Below are 19,037 nucleotides of genomic sequence, written 5' to 3'. Positions count from 1 at the left end.
GTCTTCGAGATAATATTATAAGTTCGCGTACCTTATATATAAAAGCGGCGTATGGACATAAAAAAAGGTGTACCGCTGTACACCAACCTTGTTAACCTTAAATCTAATACTATGAAAAACACATTGCAAAGATAATGCTTTTACATATACGGCGCAAGCATATCTTATATTTTGTGTGCGCAAACAATTCTTTTTTGACTTAAATCAAAGGGTATAACAAACGTTCTTTAATTAAGAAATAAGAAGTAAGAATTAAGAAAATATGCTTTGAAGGGATATCAATTGGTCTGATAGGTATAATTAGTCTAATAGGACTAATACAATTATCAAAGCATATTTTCTTAATTCTTAATTCTTACTTCTTAATTACCCCGCTCTTAATTCTTAATTAAAACACCACCACTCCCTCCTGTTTCATGCCGTCCATCATTATCTTCAGAGGCTTGTCAAAGCGCACATGGCGCACAAGAGACGTTTCCTCCACGGCAGGCATACTGTCAAGTAGCGCCTTGTTGTATATACCGCTGCCGTTGTTTGCATCTATCGTAAAGTATCCCACACCGAAACTTGTAAGGTTCTGGAAGAAGTGCGTGCCCTGACTGGGATCCACATTGTAATTCTTCAGAGCAACTTCTACGATGACACGGGCGGCACTTATGTGAGGCCACTTCACGGGAACGCCCAACCAGTAGTCGCTCGAGCCCCAACGCCCCGGTCCCACAAGCACATAGTTGCGCCTCTCGTCAAGGAATTTGCGGTTTATCCTCTCCACCTCCTCGGCAACGCGCGGATTGTTGGCAGCAGTAAAGTCATCGTCCGTCTTGACATACACCACGTCCGTGACATCGCTGCTTATGCCATGTCCAAGCGAATTGTGCGAGCGCAACAGGCAGTCGGCATCGGCAATAGAGGCAATGTCTTCATCGAGCACCTGCTTGCTGTCGACGATCGGACGTATCTGCAACAGATAAAACTCCCCGGTGCGGTCTTCGTTCAGATTGCATGCAAATTCTATCTCCACAGGGCGCTTCATGCCCTCGGCACCAAACCTCATAGACATCCTCAACAGTTCGGGCAACGGGAAGACGCCCTGCTGCAGCACGCCGCAGAAGGATATTATCTTGCGTCCGCCGTCGTATATGCCGTCGCGTATCACCTGGTCATACGGATCATACGTCGATGCTATATAATTCAGCGAACCGTCCTTGTCAGCATCCTTCACCTTCATCTTGCGTATATTGAAACCGTCATCCACCTTGAAATCATTGCCTACATGCGTCATGTCGAGCGCATAGAAATGTGTCTGCGTCTGCCTCAACGCTACTTCCATTTCGCTTGTCTGCAACACCTGATCGGGATGATACGGACTGACGCGCAGCGTCTGTCCCCCGTCGACGATATATTTTCCCAGTCCGAGGGCAAGGCTTGCCACGCCCTCTTCCGCCGTCTCATAACCAATGGGATAATAGTTTATCGAGCGCAGCACACCGCTTATGTTGGGATAGAAGTAGTCTCCATACTGTTTTCCTACAACCTCTTGCAATATCACCGCCATTTTCTCCTGATCTATCACGTTGCTCGTTGCCGTCATGTAAGCCTTCGAGTCGCGGTAGTAAACCGACGCATATACGCTCTTTATAGCCGCCGCCAGCATCTCCAGCATCTGCGCTTTGTCATCAAGGCGCGGTATCATGTATGTGGAATATATGCCTGCAAAGGGCTGATAGTGCGAGTCTTCCAGCAGGCTCGAAGAGCGCACGGCGACAGGACTGTTGGTCGCCTCGAAGAAGGTATAAAAGTCTGCCCGGAACCTGTCCGGCAACTGTGCTTTAAGGAAATGTTCCAATATCTCATCGTCCGAAGCATCGCTCAGAGCAACCTGATACAGGTTATTGTTGTCCATAAACTCGTCGAACACATCGGTACACAGCACCACCGTCTTCGGTATGGATACCTTCACACCCTCGAAACCGTTAAACTCCGGATGTTTTTTTATGATGTTGTCGAGAAAAGCCAGTCCCCTACCCTTTCCGCCAAGCGAACCGTCGCCGATACGCGCAAAATGGCTGTAGGCATCGAAGCGGTCGCGGTTGAACAACGCCACGATACCGATATTCTTCATGTGACGATACTGAACTATGGCGTCGAAGATAATCCTGCGGTGGGCGTCGACGTCCTGCAGGCGGTGCCATGTCACGGTCTTGAGAAAAGCCGACACGGGGAATATGGCACGTGCACACAGCCAACGGCTCATGTGGTTGCGCGATATATGATAGAGCATCGAGTCGTATGGAATGTTGAAGATGTTGTCCTGCAGTTCCTTCAAACTGCGCACACGCTTTATCTCCTTGCGTGTGGCAGGGTCGCGGAATATGAAGTCGCCAAAGCCCATGTGCTCCTCCATTATCCCGCGCAGGTCTATGTTCATCTTTTTCGAGTTCTTGTCTATGAACCTGAAGCCCTCTGCCAGCGCCCTTTCGCGGTTTGCCGTCTCGCTGCTCTGTATTATCAGCGGTATGTATTCGTCGCGCCGGCGTATCTCGCGCAACAGTTTCAGTCCTGCATCGGCATCCTTCACACCGTCTTTCGGAAAGCGGCAGTCGGATATAACGCCCAAAGTGTTGTCGGCATACTTGTCATACAACTCCATCGCCTCCTCGTAGTTGCGCGCCAATACCACCTTCGGGCGTCCGCGCATGCGCAGCGTCGCACTGTGCGGATTCAGCGCCTCGGTGGCAAAACGCTGGCTTTGTGCCAGTATATAACTGTACAGGTTGGGCAGCACCGACGAGTAGAAGCGTATCGAGTCCTCCACCAATAGAATCATCTGCACGCCCGCCTCGTTGATGTCGTGCTCAATATTCATCTTGTCCTCGATGAGCTTTATTATAGAGAGTATAAGGTTTGTGTTTCCGAGCCAACAGAATACATAGTCGAAAATCGACAGGTCTTCGTTCTCCATACGCCTCGTTATGCCATGCGAGAAAGGTGTCAGCACCACGCACGGAATGTCCGGGAAGCGGTCTTTGACGGCACGCGCCACGGTAAAAGCATCGTTGTCTGCATTTCCCGGCATACATATCACAAGGTCCACGGTTGTGGCATTCATCACCTCCATAGCCTCTTCTATGGTACTCACCTGCGTGAATGCCGGCGGATAGCGCAACCCCAACGCAGTATATTCGTTGAATATTTTCTCGTCCACACGCCCGTCGTCCTCCAGCATAAAGGCATCGTATGGATTTGCAACGATAAGGACATTGAATATGCGGTGTGTCATAAGATTGACAAACGACACGTCCTTAAGATAGAATTTGTTCCACTCCTGAGGTATGTTCATAGGTGTATTCATTTTTAATAGGACTATGAAAAGGTAATGCAAGCCGAGCGCAATCAAGCTTGCTTGATTATGCAAAGATAAGATAAAACGGCGAGACACATCAACAAAGATTTAATAAAAACGCGCTATATTTTGCACATTATAAAACAGCACACCGACGGTCGTTTTCCAAAAGATGGCTTTTCGGCTTGCAAAAGGTGCCCTTTCAGGCTCTAAAAGGCGGCATATCAGAGGCTGAAAGGTGTCCTTTTAGAACGCAAACGGTAACATTCTGACAATCAAAACGTTGCAATATGCAAGAAAAGCGATATGGTATTGGTGGGAATTCTGAATTAAGACACTCGGAAATACCAGCCGACACACGCCCGCCATGCCGCAAAACAACGGCAGAAAACCGTGCCAAAGACACCTTACATGCTATTTCACAAATATCATGAAGTAAACTGTTTTCAGCTTTTCAGTATCACAAAGACAATCAGGACACAATATTAACATTCATTGATTTTGCCGTACAAAATTTTATCTTTATATTTGCAAATGGATACTTGCAATACGGACAGGACGCAGGAACATCCGTTTCCACCCCGTCAATATAAATAGAGAGAAATAAACATTTACACATCATTCTTAAGAAAATCATTTATGAATACGAAAAAGTTACTTGGTTCATTAGTATTATTTATGTTCTGCACTTGCATGTCGTTTGCCCAGGATGCAGACGTAACGGTTTTATTGGACGAGAAGTTCGATGCCTTTACGGAAGGAACGGTGGATGCACCGGCAACAACAGATATCAGTACGCCAACTTACAGCGGCAAACTCGCCACCACTCTCTCCGGGTGGAAAGGCTCAAAGGTCTACGAAGCAGGAGGAGCACTTCTGATTGGTGATGGCGGAAACATTGAGACAGCGAGACTGTCGGGCTACAGTTACGGCAAGACGATAAAGATAACGCTGGATGTAAAGAGCCGTGCATCGTATGGCGGAATTGTTACGGTGAGCATGGGGAGCACATACAGCCCATACATAAACCAACAGACAGAACTTGCCGACGACAATTGGCACACCATAACAATATACAGTGCATCCGCATCAAGTACATACGGATTGAAAATATCGCCGCTGCTAATCTTCGAAGGCATACTTATAGACAACATTAAGGTTGAAATGAGCGACAAATTTGTAGCTCCTACTACGGCAAAACAGCCTGAAGATGCAACCGCCACATCGTTTACAGCTAAATGGGACAGAATTTCAGGTGCAACGGCTTATCTGCTTGACGTGTATACAAAGGCAGACGGTACCGATGAAAAAGAATATCTTCTTAAAGACGACGAGGTAACCACTACCTCTAAGAGAGTTGAAGGACTTGAGGAAGGAAAGACCTATTACTATACCGTTCGCACAAAGAAAGGCGAGAATATATCCGACTACTCTAACGAGATAGAAGTGGTTGAAGTGATATCAAGCGTGGACGCTCCAAAGGCAATTGCCGCCACAAACGTTACGGCAAACGGCTTTACGGCAAACTGGGAGGCTGTGGCAAAGGCTGCCAAGTACGATGTTCTGCTGTTCAAGACAGAAACAATGGCTGAAACAACAGAGAAGAGAATACTCGATGAAGACTTCTCGGGAGTAACCATCGGTTCGCTTACAGGTACTGTGGAATACGGCAAGACACAGGAATATCTTGATGCCTATACGACTGTTCCGGGATGGTATGGCGTAAGTCATTGCTTCGCAAAAGGATACATGGGTATAGCACCTTTCAGCGGTCCGGGAAGCATTACGACACCGGCACTCGACTTTACCGCCAACAACGGCGCAGGCAAACTGACAATAAATATGGCAGAAGGCGCTTACGGAAAATATAATGCAGGATATGAGGTAACCATAAATCTCTACAACGGCAATGAAGAGACAGCGGCAGAAACAAAGACCGTGACTTTGGAAGAGGGCTTCAAGGAATATACAGTAGAATTCACAAAAGGCACAGCCGAGAGCTATATTGAAATTGTGTACGGTGGAGAAAAGAAACTGTTCGTAGACTATATGTATGTCACAACAACACTGAAAGCAGGCGACAAGTACACATCGCTTGTCGAGACAAGAGAGGTGGAAGGCGACAAGACATCTACGGATTTCAGCGTAACTCTTGACGAAAACACAAGCTACTCATATCAGGTGACAGCATACGTGCGCACGGTTGTAAGCGGCGAAATAGACCTGCTCGGCTCTGCCCCGTCGAATGCCGTAGAGGTAAAGCTGACTCCTTCGGCAATCAACGGCACCGAAAACGACATCAATGATACAACACTGCGCATCGTAGACGGAGGCGTAAGCGTAACGCTCGGAACCGAAACGACAATCTATGTGTACGGCATGGACGGACGTCTGATAAAGAGCGTAAAGGGCAACAAGGGCAACAACAACATCGGCATGGCACGCGGTGCGGCTATAGTAAGAGCCGGAGACAAGAGCTACAAGGTTGTAATTCGCTAACATAAGCACTTATGAAAAGATACATATTATCTTTGTCATGCCTCGCTCTCGGTATCGTTTCGGCAATAGCCGGTCCTATAGGCAGGAACCGGGCAGAGGCATTGGCAAAGGATTTCATGAACAAGCGATGCAGTACAACTGCATCGCTTAAATGTATTCCGGTACGCAAGGGTGCCAAAGCACAGGCAAAGGACAACGAAAAACTGTACGTGTTCAACATCGGCAGCGACGAAGGCTTCGTCGTGGTGGCGGGCGATGACAATGCGGTTCCCGTACTGGGATATGCCGATACGGGCTGTTTCAATTCTAAAGACATTCCCGCAAACATGGCAGAATGGCTAAAGTTGAACGAAATATATGTGGAGCACTGCGCCCGGGCAGGCGCCCCGCAGACCGCCGGCACGTCTCGACAGGGCACCGTGGTAGTGGATCCGCTGTTGGGAGATATAAACTGGGGACAGGACTATCCGTTCAATGAGAAGTGCCCCACATACACATCGGGCGGCACCGCAAAGCACTACTACGTGGGATGCGTGGCAACGGCGGCGACACAGATAATGAAATACCATAATTATCCGCAGCGCGGCACGGGGAACAAGAGCTACACATGGAACGGTAAGGAGCTGGCAGCCGACTTCGGCAGCACGGTGTACGACTGGAACAACATGCTGCCTTTCTACCCCGAAACGGGTGCGACGCCAAGTCAGACAGATGCCGCGGCGACACTTGCGGCAAACTTCGGCATAGCCGTGGAAATGGACTATTTGCCTGAAGGCAGCGGTGCATTGTCTATGCTTGTGCCGGGTGCTCTGCGCGATTATTTCGGATACGACGGTGCGACAGTGATGCGCAAACGTGCTTATTACAGCAGCAGCGAGTGGCTGGAACTGATAAAGGGCGAGCTTGATGCCGGCAGACCGGTGTATTATGGTGCGACGAGCGACACCGGAACGGGCGGACATGCCTTTGTGTGCGACGGCTACGACTCGGAGGGTTATGTGCATATCAACTGGGGATGGTACGGTCGCAGCAACGGCTACTTCCTTGTAAACCACCTCAATCCGAGCGAACTCGGCGTGGGAGGAGGCACAGGCGGATACAACCGCGACCAGGAAATAATAACGGGCATACAGCCGGCAACGGGCACGAACAACGGTTTCTGTCGCCCGTTGTACAGCAGTTCGGTATATTGTTCTTATTTCGGTACGGACTTTATGCTTATGACCAACCTGTCGAACTACGACACCAAACCTTTCGACGGAGAAGTGGGCGTAGCACTTACAAAAGGCGGAACGACCGTAAAGATGCTGCATGTCGAAAGCCTGCACATGGACGGTTACGGCAAGAACAGAGGTTCTTCATCCATTCCGCTGTTTACAATAAAAGGAATTTCGACCAACACCGGCACGTCTGTTGCCGACGGAGAGTATGACATAATACTTGTCTTTCGTGAATCGGCAGAGGCTGACTGGCAGACAATAAGACACGAGAACAGCAGCCGCGGCGCGGTTAAAGCCACTGTAAAGAACGGTGTGATAACGACAGACAACGACAATGCCACGCATCCGGACGTGTCTATGCTCACCCCTCTGACGCCCGACGGTGACGTATATGCACAAGGAAGCGCGCTGTTCCGCATGAAGTTGCGCAACAACAGCAGCAACTTCGACCTGAAACGGATAACAATGGTGTTCGTTCCGGAGGACAATGCGGAGAAAGAATGGGCATACAGCAACTATGCAAACGTGTACAACGAAAGCACCGAAAGCATTGATTTTCTTATAAACCTTGACTCTTCCATGCCCGAAGGCACATACCATATCACACTGTTTGAAGACGGACACAGAGACCACCCGTTCAAACTCGCAGAGGGAGACGAGGGCATAATAACCGTCCTTCCGCCGTCGGCAGTACCGGTAATGCGCATGACGCAGAACGCCCTATGGCGCAACGCCACAGACACGGACATACTTCAGGGCGACAACGTGACCATTGCCTTGAACGCGCGCAACTATGCCGCGGCAGGCAAGGTGGGCATGACAACATGGCTCACGGACGTAAACAAGCCCGAGAACTCTTATCTCTTCCAGCAAAAGAACCTTGAGGTGGGACAAGGAGAAGCGGTAACCGGAACGTTCTACCGTAAGCTCCCGGTAGACCCGGGGACATATCGTGTGGATGTAAAATACACTACGGAAGACGGCAATACAACAACCGACGCCGTGGCTGAAGCATGCACGGAGACAATGACAGTAGGCGAAAACACATCCGACGTGTTGGTAAACGCCGTATCGTTAAATTTCCCGGACATTATATATAAAGGTGAGAACGCGACCGGTAGCATCACGTTGCAAGCTCCGCAGAAGTTCATCGGCACCGTATATATAAGGGCAAGACAACACACCATAACCAACGGCGAGATTATATACATGGGTTCGCAGACAATAAACGCGGGCGAAACGAAGACCATAAACTTCACATACCGCAGTCCTGCCGTAGCTCCCGGAGAGTATGTAATACTCGTTGAAGCAAAACAGGGCGGCAAGGAAGGCACCGTAGGTTCATACCGCAACTGCTACAAGCTGTTCGCCGTGAAAGAGCGTCCGACGGGCATAACCGACATTACGGCAGGCAACGAAAGCAACGGAAACATATCGGTGGCATACGGCGACGGCATGTTGCAGATATGCAACGGCAAGGGATATAATATTAATAAGGTGGAGGTGTTCGGTGCAAACGGACAGTGTGTACTGTCCGCAGGTAACATAAAAGGCAATTGTATACCGGCAAATACATTGGGGCACGGCATGTACATAGCACGCATATACACCGACAGGGGAACATTCAACAACAAATTTATAAAATAACTGACATGGAAAATAAACTGAAAAGAGGCACACTTTGCGTACAAGGAGGGTGGAAGCCGAAGAACGGAGAACCGCGCGTACTGCCCATCATACAGAGCACGACATTCAAATATGACGACAGCGAGGAAATGGCAAAGCTGTTCGACCTTGAAGCAACGGGATATTTCTACACACGCTTGCAGAACCCCACCAACGATGCCGTGGCACAAAAGATAGCCGACCTTGAAGGTGGCGTGGGGGCAACGCTGACATCATCGGGACAGGCGGCAAACTTCTACGCAATCTTCAACATCTGTTCGGCAGGAGACCACATCGTAACTTCCAACGAGATATACGGCGGTACATACAACCTCTTCGGTGTCACACTGAAGAAACTGGGCATAGAATGCACCTTTGTCAATCCCGATGCGCCGGAGGAAGAGATACAGAAGGCTTTCCGCCCCAACACGAAGGCGATGTTCGGAGAGACCATCTCAAACCCGGGATGCAATGTGCTCGACATCGAGAAGTTCGCGCGCATAGCACACGGCAACGGTGTTCCGCTGATCATAGACAACACCTTTGCCACGCCTATAAACTGCCGTCCGTTCGAGTGGGGATGTGACATCGTGACACACTCCACCACAAAATACATGGACGGACATGCAACGGCTGTAGGCGGAGTTGTGGTAGACAGTGGCAACTTCGACTGGGAAGCGCATGCCGGAAAGTTCCCCGGACTGACGACACCGGACGAGTCTTACCACGGGCTGACATACACAAAAGCCTTCGGAAAGATGGCATATACCACCAAACTGGTTGCCCAGCTGATGCGCGACCTCGGCTCCATACAAAGCCCGCAGAACGCATTCCTGCTCAATCTCGGTCTGGAAACGCTGCACCTTCGCATGCCTCAACACTGCCGCAATGCACAGGCAGTGGCAGAGTTTCTGCAAGAAAACGAACACGTGGCATGGGTTCACTACTGCGGACTGAAGGGCGACAAGGCTTACGAACTGGGACAGAAATATCTTCCAGAAGGCTCATGCGGAGTGATGTCATTGGGATTGAAGGGCGACCGCGACACTGCAATAAGGTTCATGGACTCGCTTAAGATGATAAACATAGTAACCCACGTGGCAGACGCACGCACCTGTGTACTGCATCCGGCAAGCCATACGCACCGCCAGCTGACCGATGAACAGCTCAAGGAAGCAGGCATAGCCCCCGACCTGATACGCCTTTCCGTCGGCATAGAAGACGTGGACGACATAATAGCCGACCTCCGACAGGCGCTCGACAAGTCGGTACAAAAATAACAGAATATCATCCGTAATATCATAAAGAAAGCAGGACGCGATAAAAACGTCCTGCTTTTTTTGGTCGTTACAATAAAATTCCATACTTTTGTGATATAGTTATTACAAACTGTCAGTTCAACTTTTAAATATACTACTATGGATGTTGAGAAAATTATGGTCGACCTGGAGAAGAGACATCCGGGTGAGGCAGAGTATCTGCAAGCTGTCAGAGAAGTGCTTATTTCCGTAAAGGATGTGTACAACAAGCATCCTGAGTTTGAGAAAGCAAAGATTATCGAGCGCATCGTAGAACCCGAACGCATCGTAACATTCCGCGTTCCATGGGTCGACGACCGTGGCGAAGTGCACGTAAACCTTGGTTACCGCGTGCAGTTCAACAGTGCGATAGGTCCGTATAAAGGCGGTCTGCGCTTCCACCCGTCGGTAAACCTTTCAATACTTAAGTTCCTCGGATTTGAACAGACATTCAAAAACGCGCTCACAACACTGCCCATGGGCGGTGGCAAGGGTGGCGCCGACTTCTCTATCCGCGGACGCAGCGATGCTGAAATCATGCGCTTCTGCCAGGCTTTCATGACCGAACTGTACCGCCATATAGGTCCGGACGAAGACGTTCCGGCAGGCGACATCGGCGTCGGAGGCCGTGAAATAGGTTATCTCTTCGGCATGTACAAGAAACTGAAGCACCAGTGGCACGGCGTGCTTACGGGCAAGGGACTCGAATGGGGAGGCTCACGCATACGTCCGGAGGCTACCGGTTTCGGTGCATTGTACTTCGTTAACGAGATGCTTCAGACACATGGCATCGACATAAAGGGCAAGACCGTTGCGATAAGCGGCTTCGGAAACGTGGCATGGGGAGCAGCGACAAAGGCGACAGAACTTGGCGCTAAAGTCATAACAATATCCGGTCCGGACGGCTACATATACGATCCCGACGGCATAAGCGGCGAGAAGATCGACTATATGCTTGAGCTTCGCGCAAGCGGAAACGACATCTGCGAACCATACGTAGAGGAGTTCCCGGGTGCTAAATTCGTTGCAGGCAAGAAGCCGTGGGAGGTGAAATGTGACATAGCACTGCCATGTGCAACACAGAATGAGCTTAACGGCGAGGATGCAGACATGCTGCTTGCAAACAGCCCGCTGTGCGTTGCCGAAGTCTCGAACATGGGCTGCACCGCCGAAGCAGTGGAGAAATTCGTTAACGCCAAGATGCTCTTCGCTCCCGGCAAGGCTGTAAACGCAGGCGGAGTGGCGACATCCGGACTCGAAATGACACAGAACTCGATGCGCCTTACATGGAGCGAGAAGGAAGTGGACGAGAAACTTCACTACATCATGCACTCCATACACGAGCAGTGCGTGAAGTTCGGAACGGAAGAAGACGGCTACATCGACTATGTAAAGGGTGCCAACATTGCCGGCTTCATGAAGGTTGCAAACGCCATGATGGCACAAGGCGTGGTATAATAAAGATATATAACACAGGCAAAGCCCCGCTGACCGTCACTTCGGTCTGCGGGGCTTTTATCGTTTAAAAGAGACGTTTTAAAGATAAATTATGAATATCGGGGCAATATAAAACGTTTTTAATTTAATTGGATTTAATAGTACTGAATAAACCGTATTTTATTTTTTATATTCTCCCCGTCAGCATTATATTTGCAAATGAACAGCAACTCAAAAGGTTTAAAGGTTGTTTCAGGATAACAATATAATGTCCCCGCATAAAGAGAAGGGAAAGGGGCGGGGACAAATATCTGACTTATTAACAACAAAAAGGATGAAGAAAAGAAACAGAAACAACGGAAAGGAAACAACGGGGAACGGCACCGGCAACTGCACGGGCATATGAAACCGCCAACGGCGGACGCCCCGAAACGGGAAAAAGGATAACAGATAAAGGTATAAACAATTTAAAACGGAGGAATTATGAAAAAGATTGTAATCGCGGTAATCGCATTTGTATCGATGATGACGGTAGCATCATGTGACAACAACAAGTCTTCAAACAAACATCACTGCACGACAAACTGTATAGAAAACGACATCGACGACGTGGAAGAAGACGTAAAAGATGGTTATGAAAATACAAAGGAAAAGGTGAAAGAAGGCTACGGAGACGCCAAGCAGAAGGTGGAAGAGGGCTACGACAAGACAAAAGAAAACGTCAAGGAGGGCTATCAGGACGCTAAAAGAGGCGTAAAGAAAGGCTATCAGAACGTGAAGAAAAATGTGAAAGAGGGCTACAATGACGTCAAGAAGGAGTTGAAATAACATATTGTCTAACAACTAAAAACGGAAGATTATGATTGGGTTTATTATTTGGATTGTCGGCGTTGTCCTTACAATAAAGGCCGCCATCGAGATTGCAGGCATGAATGTTTCATTGTGGAAAAGGATTGTTGCCATTATCCTGATACTCGCAACAAGTTGGTTGGGACTGATTTTCTACTACCTTATTGCAAGAGGACGCATGGAGTCGTGGCTCAGCTGAGTTCAACCATATATTGTCAAGGCGTGCCGTCCACCGTATAAAAGCGGGGACGGCACGCTTTTTTACTCCGTCCAATATACTCCCGCCCGACAAAAAACAAATAAATTTGTTGTTTTGTTCTCGACTTATCCGATTATTTGACGTTGCCTCCGGCTCGTCCAATATACTCCCGCTCGACAAACAACAAATAAATTTGTTGTTTTGTTCTCGACTTATTCGTATATTTAACTCACAAAATCGGCTTCGCCACCGCGAACCTGGCTAAAGCCAAACTATCGCTATTTTGTTTTGTCGAATATTCTTTGTATATTTGCAGGGGAAACACTTATGTTTCAATACCTTAACTGTTAGAAAACACTTTAAAACAGACAACCATGAGAAACGTTCTTTTTATCATATCACTGTTGTGCACAATGCTCATTCTACCGCTACAGATAACGGCACAGCAAAAGGGCAAAGCATCGTTCTACTCAAAGAAAATAACAGGCGCAAGGACAAGCAGCGGAGAGCGTCTTCACCACGACAGCCTTGTATGTGCACACCGGACTTTTCCTTTTGGAACAAAACTTAAGGTGACAAACCCGGCAAACGGAAAGGAAGTAATCGTAAGGGTGATAGACCGCGGACCGTTCAGGAAAGGACGGATAATAGACCTTTCGTGGCGTGCAGCCAAAGAACTGGGCATGCTGCAACAGGGCGTGGCAATGGTAAAGGTGGAGAAATATGTGGAGAACAAGGGCATACCGTTCAAGCAGGAGACCGAACTGCCGGAACTGGATTACGAGATTACGAACAACAACGACGGCATGACACCGGCATGGCAGGAAAAGAAAGAGAACGCAAAGAAAGACGACAAACATGCCGACAAAGAGAAATAAAGCCTGAAAAGCACAACAGAAAAGAAACATACGGGAAACAGACATCCGCCTGATATCAGCATAATAATCCTTTATATACTGCCGATATCAGGCGGATTGCCATACAACTGCCGGAAGACATGCACGGAGGTACGATGCTGCCGGCAAGCGATAATATGTTCTGCCATATTCTCCGGAAGACAGGCTATCGTCTTTTTTCCGTGGCAACACCGAAGTCGTGTACCTCTGTCACCGCGCTGTCGCCCTTCGCCGCATATACTCTGAACATCGCAGTGCCGTCCTTTATGCGCCTGTCTGCCTTTACCATAGCCGTATAGCGTATGCCCCTTCCGGGCAAAATCTTCTCCACACGTATGCCTTCGGAGATGTATATGAGCCTGTTGCCGCTCGTCTCCTCCACCACCGGACGTATGTCGTAATATGCCGACGACGAGCTGTTGTACACCTCAAAGACCACCTTGCCAATCTCTCCGCCACGCATGACATTGTCGCCGTCGGCATCAACGAAACGCAGATTGCGTATCTCCAATGTCCCTTCGCGGGCATTGTCTGCCACAGGACCGCCTATTCTCATCGTCGGAACAGTATCAGGTGCAGGCGCCAGATCATAGTCGTAAAGCACATCATCGCCGCTGCCTGAAGGGTCGAAACCGCTATCGTCATTGCCGACACGCTCATATCCGTAGCTGCCGGCACCGTCATCGCACTGCCGCCTGCTGCTCTTATAGTCCTCATACTTCTTCTGCTGCGCCTTGTCTGCCTGCGCTCCGATGACGCCACCTATTACGGCGCCGCCCGCCATTCCTACTATCGTACCGACATTGCTGCCATGATAACCGCCGTTTATACCGCCGATTGCCGAGCCGAATATAGAACCCAACGCAGCACCGTTGTAAGCACCGGAACCTGTATACGTGCCGCAACTGCTCATCAACAGAGCCGTACCAACCAACAAAACACCTGCTTTCTTCATAAAATATATTCTTTATGTCATCTAAAAAATAATGCAAGCCGAGTGCAATGAAGCACGCTTCATATTGCAAAGACCCAACTTTATATATTGCAAAGATAGCGAATAAAAGTATAAACAACCATATCAAATCCCTAAAACGGCATAGGGTTTTCCCTAATCGGCATGTGCCAGATATGCAAATACTCGTACAAAGCGGCACAAAATAGGGAAATTATGTATAAATTTGCATTGTCTCATTTAAAGACAGAAACATTATAAACCTTATAAAAACAACAAACATGGAAAAGCTGATCGTAAACTCATACGAGGAATTTGCTTCACACTTAGGACAGGTTCTCGGTACATCCGACTGGGTAGAGGTAAGCCAGGAGCGCATAAACCTCTTTGCCGACGCCACTCTCGACCACCAGTGGATACACGTGGACACCGAGCGCGCAAAGACCGAAAGCCCCTACAAGAGCACCATTGCACACGGTTATCTGACGCTGTCGCTGCTGCCGCACATGTGGAACCAGATTATAGAGGTGAACAACCTTAAGATGATGGTAAACTACGGCATGGACAAGATGAAGTTCGGACAGGCGGTAGTGACAGGCAGCAGTGTGCGTCTCGTCACCACTCTCCAGTCCATTGCCAACCTGCGCGGCGTGTGCAAGGCTGAGATAAAGTTCAAGATAGAGATAAAGGATGCGCGCAAGCCTGCTCTTGAGGGCGTCGCCACATTCCTCTACTACTTTGAATAATACATTTTTACACTATCCTTTGCAGGGTCACGCCGCGTAAAACGGCACACCTCGCCCTGCAAAGGATTTAATGACAAGAGGTATATTAATACAGGAAAAAACACTATGAAAAGAATTATCACCGCCATTTGCGCACTCCTGACATTGCAGTGTGCATACAGTTTCGACAAGAAAGTACTGTTTATAAAGAACAATGTGAACCTGCGCGAAAGCCCCAATACAAATTGTGCAATAGAGGGAAAGATGCACGAAGGCTGCATGCTGGACTATGTGGACGAGGAAAACGGTTGGACAATGGTGGTATGGCCCGACGAGAAAGACAGCGTGGCATTCGTGGCAAGCAACTTGGTGAAGGTGCTCGAATGCTCTCCGGTGACAAAGGAAACACTCGGACGCACGTACAATGCCATAGGACAGACATGCGACAGCTGGCACGACGGCACCTTGTTTTTCAACGCCTCGCGCCTGCCATACGTGGCTGTAAGCGAAAGTTGGGCACGCGACGACATCGACGGCAACCCCATATCGGCAAACATGAGCAGCAGTATATGGAAGTTCACCGGCGCCAACAGTGCCGACATATACACCGGATACAACAGCTACAACTTCGATGACAAGAGCATATCCACGGCAAAACTAATGTCGGAAGAAGAAAAGCTGAAAAGCAACGAGACCATTTTCTACAACGAGGAGATGAAGCTGATATGTGTTCCGTGCGAGTTTCTCAATACCAAAGGGAATGTTGTCAACGGCGGAACGGCATTCGTCTGGGACGAAACACCCGGAGAATACGAGGGCAAAAGAGCGCCGGCATTCACAGCACATTAACATCACACAAACTTATAAGACCGAAGCACGCTGCGCGGACACATTGTAACGATTTCCGCCCGCGTGCTTTCTTTTTGCTTTTCCGTAACCCCTCAATACTGCGTTCCTCGCAAACAAGTTATCCTTCTGCCGTAAATTCGCCAAAGAAACGCGTGCAACTGCAATCGTCACAATATCAACATTTTACACCGTCGGATGTTAATTTGTGCATCGAAAAGACGTTCCCAACCATCTCAAAACAGCTGTTTTAGGGTGCAAAACATGCCATTTCGGGTCGCAATATCCCACACTTTGCCGCCTGAAACACGGCATATAAGGATGCAAAAGCAGCCCTTTTGCATCCTTAAAGCACTGCCTTTGGAAAACAATACATAACAAAACAGCCTGTCACCCCACTTTTATCACTCCCCGCAACTCTATTTTCCACATTTTCATTGACAAAACACAAGTGGCAAAAAGAAAGGGAATACGCCTCTTTCTGCATCTATGTGTCACTGCGGAAAGCTATATTCATCATCAAGAAAGCATGAATAATAATCCGTATTATTCACATCAATGCATATAACAGATTAAAAGTATTCATTACACTTATTATTCAAACAATAAGCAAAATATCGCCTATTACACTTTATTAACACTTTTTCAGGGGGGGGTAATTATACACTTTAATTATTTTTGCAAAAGTAAATTGTATTTAGCAAACATGAAACAATTGTATTTGCATACGGTTTAAACCATTCTTTATAATAAAGCTTGCATAAATGAAAAAAGTCATCCTATTCATTATCCTGTCGGTATTTTTCCTCGATGCCAGTGCCATACCGGCAAATTCCAAACCTGTCAAGATCACCCAACCGGACGGTTCGGCACTTACCATAGTGTTGCATGGTGACGAGTTTCTTAACTATACCACCACTACCGACGGATATACCGTGATGCTCAATGAAAGCAACGGCGCATGGGAATATGCCGTAAAAGACGGTCGCGGACAGCTATGCCCCGGCGGAATACAGGCACGCGAGGCGGAAGAACGCACACCGGAGCACAGGAAATATCTGTCCGGAATACCGGTCGGCACAATACCGGCACAAACCGAGAACCAGAAAAGCCTGAGAAAGACAGCCGACGGAATAAGCCGCGCGCCTATGATGAAACTGAAGACCGGACAGTACGACTACAGCAAGTTCCGCGGTCTTGTAATCCTTGTTGAATACAACGACGCACCTTTCACACGAAACGACATTCTCGATGTCTTCACGGACATGATAAACAAAGAGAAATATGACGGCTACATGTCAAACACGCTCATACCGTCGAAAATAGAATGTACGGGCAGCGTGCGCGATTATTACTACGAAAACTCGCATGGAATGTTCAATCCGACCTTCGATGTATACGGTCCGGTAAAGATTGACTACTCACAGTTCTACGCCAGGCAGACCGCAGCAGCCCAAATACTTGTAGAAGCAGCACTAAGGGCAGCCGACAAGGATATAAATTATTCTATCTACGACACCGACGGCGACCGCAAAGTAGATATGGTATACTTCATCTTCTCGGGTGCAGGCTCGAACTTCTCCGGCAACGACAACCGACTGATATGGCCACACGCATCGCAGATAATGTCATTGTCGCTCGACGGTGTAAGCTTCGGACGATACGCATGCTCAACCGAACTCTACGGCAAACCGGGAAACAAGCAACTTGACGGCATAGGTACGATATGCCACGAGTTCAACCATGTGCTTGGACTGCCCGACCTGTACGACACGGACTACGAAGCGTCGGGCGGTCAGAGCGTCACTCCCGGCAAATGGTCCGTAATGGCGCAGGGACCATACCTGAACATGTCGCGCACGCCTTGCGGATACTCGTTATACGAGCGTTATGCGCTGGGGTTCTCACAGCCCGTAACAATAGACAAGGAAGGCACTTTCACTCTCAAAGCACTAAACGAAACCAACGAAGGATACAGAATAAACTCATCTGTAAAAAACGAATATTTCCTTATGGAGAACCGGCAGCGCACACGCTGGGACGAATATCTGCCGGGCGAAGGCATGCTTGTATACCGTGTGGACTCGACAAACGTGGACGTGTGGGAGAACAACAAGGTAAACGTAAACCCGCTGCACTGCTACTATGAGCTTTTAAGAGCCACACCGAAGACAACGTCAACATCGGTTACCGACAGCGACGGCGACCCGTTCCCCGGTTCGGGCATGGTGACAGAACTTACCAACACGACAGCTCCGTCATTGCAGTCGTGGGCGAAAATAGGCACTCCACTCGTGATAAAAGACATAGCCCGCTCGTCCGACGGCACCGTATCGTTCAGGACGGAGAGCGAAGACATACCTGTATTAATGGAGACATTCGAAGAAATGGACGTGACAACGACCGACGCACATAACGTAGCGGGAACCTTTACAGACTGGTCTTTCACAAAAGGCGCCACGATAGACGAAACCGGTTTTGACACTCCCGACATGGGCAGACGCGCGGCAGCGACGGTAAAGTCGGGCGAGATAACATCCGGAACGGTAACGCGCGACATTGAGAGCATGTCCGTGACGGTATACAACGCGTCTTCATCATCCGCCATCATCCGCACATATATGTCGGCAGACGGAGGATCTACATGGACGTCGCTGCCAAATCTCGACGGAACAACCAACCCGTCCGTAGCATCAGAAAGCGTAGTGACACTTACATACAATCTTGGAAATATCAGCGATGTGATGTTCAGATTTGTACAGTACTCCGGACACAAAACGCAGAAATGCTACTTCGACAACATAAGGATAAACTGCAAACCTGTATCCACCGGCATAGGCGCAACAACCGGCACACCGCTCAATGACGCAATAACAAACATCGGCGGAAACAGCATCGAGGTGAGTTCGGGAGCCGGAGACGGCACACCGGTATACGCATATACCACACAAGGCATGCAGGTGGCAGCGACCGGACTCCGAGGAGGAAAGGCAACGCTTCATCTTCACGCACCGGGCATATATATAATAAGGTGTGGAGAAAGAACCGTCAAGACTGTTGTCGGCAGGCAATGACAAAGCCTGCACGGACGACACGCACATAAAAAAA

At 48.7% G+C, this 19,037-nt stretch carries 12 protein-coding genes; 10 read left to right on the top strand and 2 right to left on the bottom strand.

The window, feature by feature from the left end:
- Positions 1 to 388: 388 nt before the first annotated feature.
- Complete coding sequence (locus tag HPS54_RS01370; RefSeq protein WP_172343696.1) at positions 389 to 3,340, bottom strand: PEP/pyruvate-binding domain-containing protein; 2,952 nt, start codon at positions 3,338 to 3,340, stop codon at positions 389 to 391.
- A 642-nt stretch (positions 3,341 to 3,982) separates the two neighbouring features.
- On the opposite strand from HPS54_RS01370, the gene HPS54_RS01365 reads away from it, so the two are divergent.
- The 7 genes from HPS54_RS01365 (at position 3,983) to HPS54_RS01335 (ending at position 13,388) form a co-directional block, all read left to right on the top strand.
- Positions 3,983 to 5,842 (top strand): fibronectin type III domain-containing protein, encoded by a 1,860-nt coding sequence (locus tag HPS54_RS01365; protein ID WP_172343695.1) that lies wholly within the window; start codon positions 3,983 to 3,985, stop codon positions 5,840 to 5,842.
- Positions 5,843 to 5,853: 11 nt separating this feature from the next.
- Positions 5,854 to 8,709, top strand: coding sequence for a thiol protease/hemagglutinin PrtT (locus tag HPS54_RS01360; protein WP_172343694.1), 2,856 nt, complete (start codon positions 5,854 to 5,856; stop codon positions 8,707 to 8,709).
- A gap of 5 nt (positions 8,710 to 8,714) precedes the next feature.
- Positions 8,715 to 10,007, top strand: a complete 1,293-nt coding sequence (locus HPS54_RS01355) for an O-acetylhomoserine aminocarboxypropyltransferase/cysteine synthase family protein (RefSeq protein ID WP_172343693.1) — start codon at positions 8,715 to 8,717, stop codon at positions 10,005 to 10,007.
- Between the two features lie 138 nt (positions 10,008 to 10,145).
- Entirely contained in the window at positions 10,146 to 11,483 is a 1,338-nt protein-coding gene (gdhA, locus tag HPS54_RS01350) for an NADP-specific glutamate dehydrogenase (RefSeq protein WP_172343692.1), read from the top strand.
- A 462-nt stretch (positions 11,484 to 11,945) separates the two neighbouring features.
- A complete protein-coding gene (locus HPS54_RS01345; protein WP_172343691.1) occupies positions 11,946 to 12,290 on the top strand; it encodes a hypothetical protein in 345 nt (114 codons plus the stop codon).
- 31 nt (positions 12,291 to 12,321) lie between these two features.
- Entirely contained in the window at positions 12,322 to 12,510 is a 189-nt protein-coding gene (locus HPS54_RS01340) for a hypothetical protein (RefSeq protein WP_172343690.1), read from the top strand.
- A 374-nt stretch (positions 12,511 to 12,884) separates the two neighbouring features.
- Positions 12,885 to 13,388, top strand: a complete 504-nt coding sequence (locus HPS54_RS01335) for a septal ring lytic transglycosylase RlpA family protein (RefSeq protein ID WP_172343689.1) — start codon at positions 12,885 to 12,887, stop codon at positions 13,386 to 13,388.
- Between the two features lie 184 nt (positions 13,389 to 13,572).
- Here the strand turns inward: HPS54_RS01335 and HPS54_RS01330 are convergent, their stop codons facing one another.
- Complete coding sequence (locus tag HPS54_RS01330; protein ID WP_172343688.1) at positions 13,573 to 14,361, bottom strand: glycine zipper domain-containing protein; 789 nt, start codon at positions 14,359 to 14,361, stop codon at positions 13,573 to 13,575.
- A gap of 278 nt (positions 14,362 to 14,639) precedes the next feature.
- Between HPS54_RS01330 and HPS54_RS01325 the strand changes: the two genes are divergently transcribed.
- From HPS54_RS01325 to HPS54_RS01315, 3 genes are all read left to right on the top strand, one after another.
- Positions 14,640 to 15,104: a MaoC family dehydratase gene (locus HPS54_RS01325; RefSeq protein ID WP_172343687.1), complete on the top strand. Its 465-nt coding sequence runs from the start codon at positions 14,640 to 14,642 to the stop codon at positions 15,102 to 15,104.
- Positions 15,105 to 15,209: 105 nt separating this feature from the next.
- Positions 15,210 to 15,932 (top strand): SH3 domain-containing protein, encoded by a 723-nt coding sequence (locus HPS54_RS01320; RefSeq protein ID WP_172343686.1) that lies wholly within the window; start codon positions 15,210 to 15,212, stop codon positions 15,930 to 15,932.
- Between the two features lie 761 nt (positions 15,933 to 16,693).
- Complete coding sequence (locus tag HPS54_RS01315) at positions 16,694 to 19,003, top strand: M6 family metalloprotease domain-containing protein (protein ID WP_172343685.1); 2,310 nt, start codon at positions 16,694 to 16,696, stop codon at positions 19,001 to 19,003.
- The last annotated feature ends 34 nt before the right edge of the window (positions 19,004 to 19,037 follow it).

Origin of the sequence: Xylanibacter caecicola (assembly GCF_013166515.1) — a bacterium.
Taxonomy (GTDB): Bacteria; Bacteroidota; Bacteroidia; order Bacteroidales; family Bacteroidaceae; genus Prevotella; species Prevotella caecicola.
This window is presented reverse-complemented; position numbering and strand designations above follow the sequence as displayed.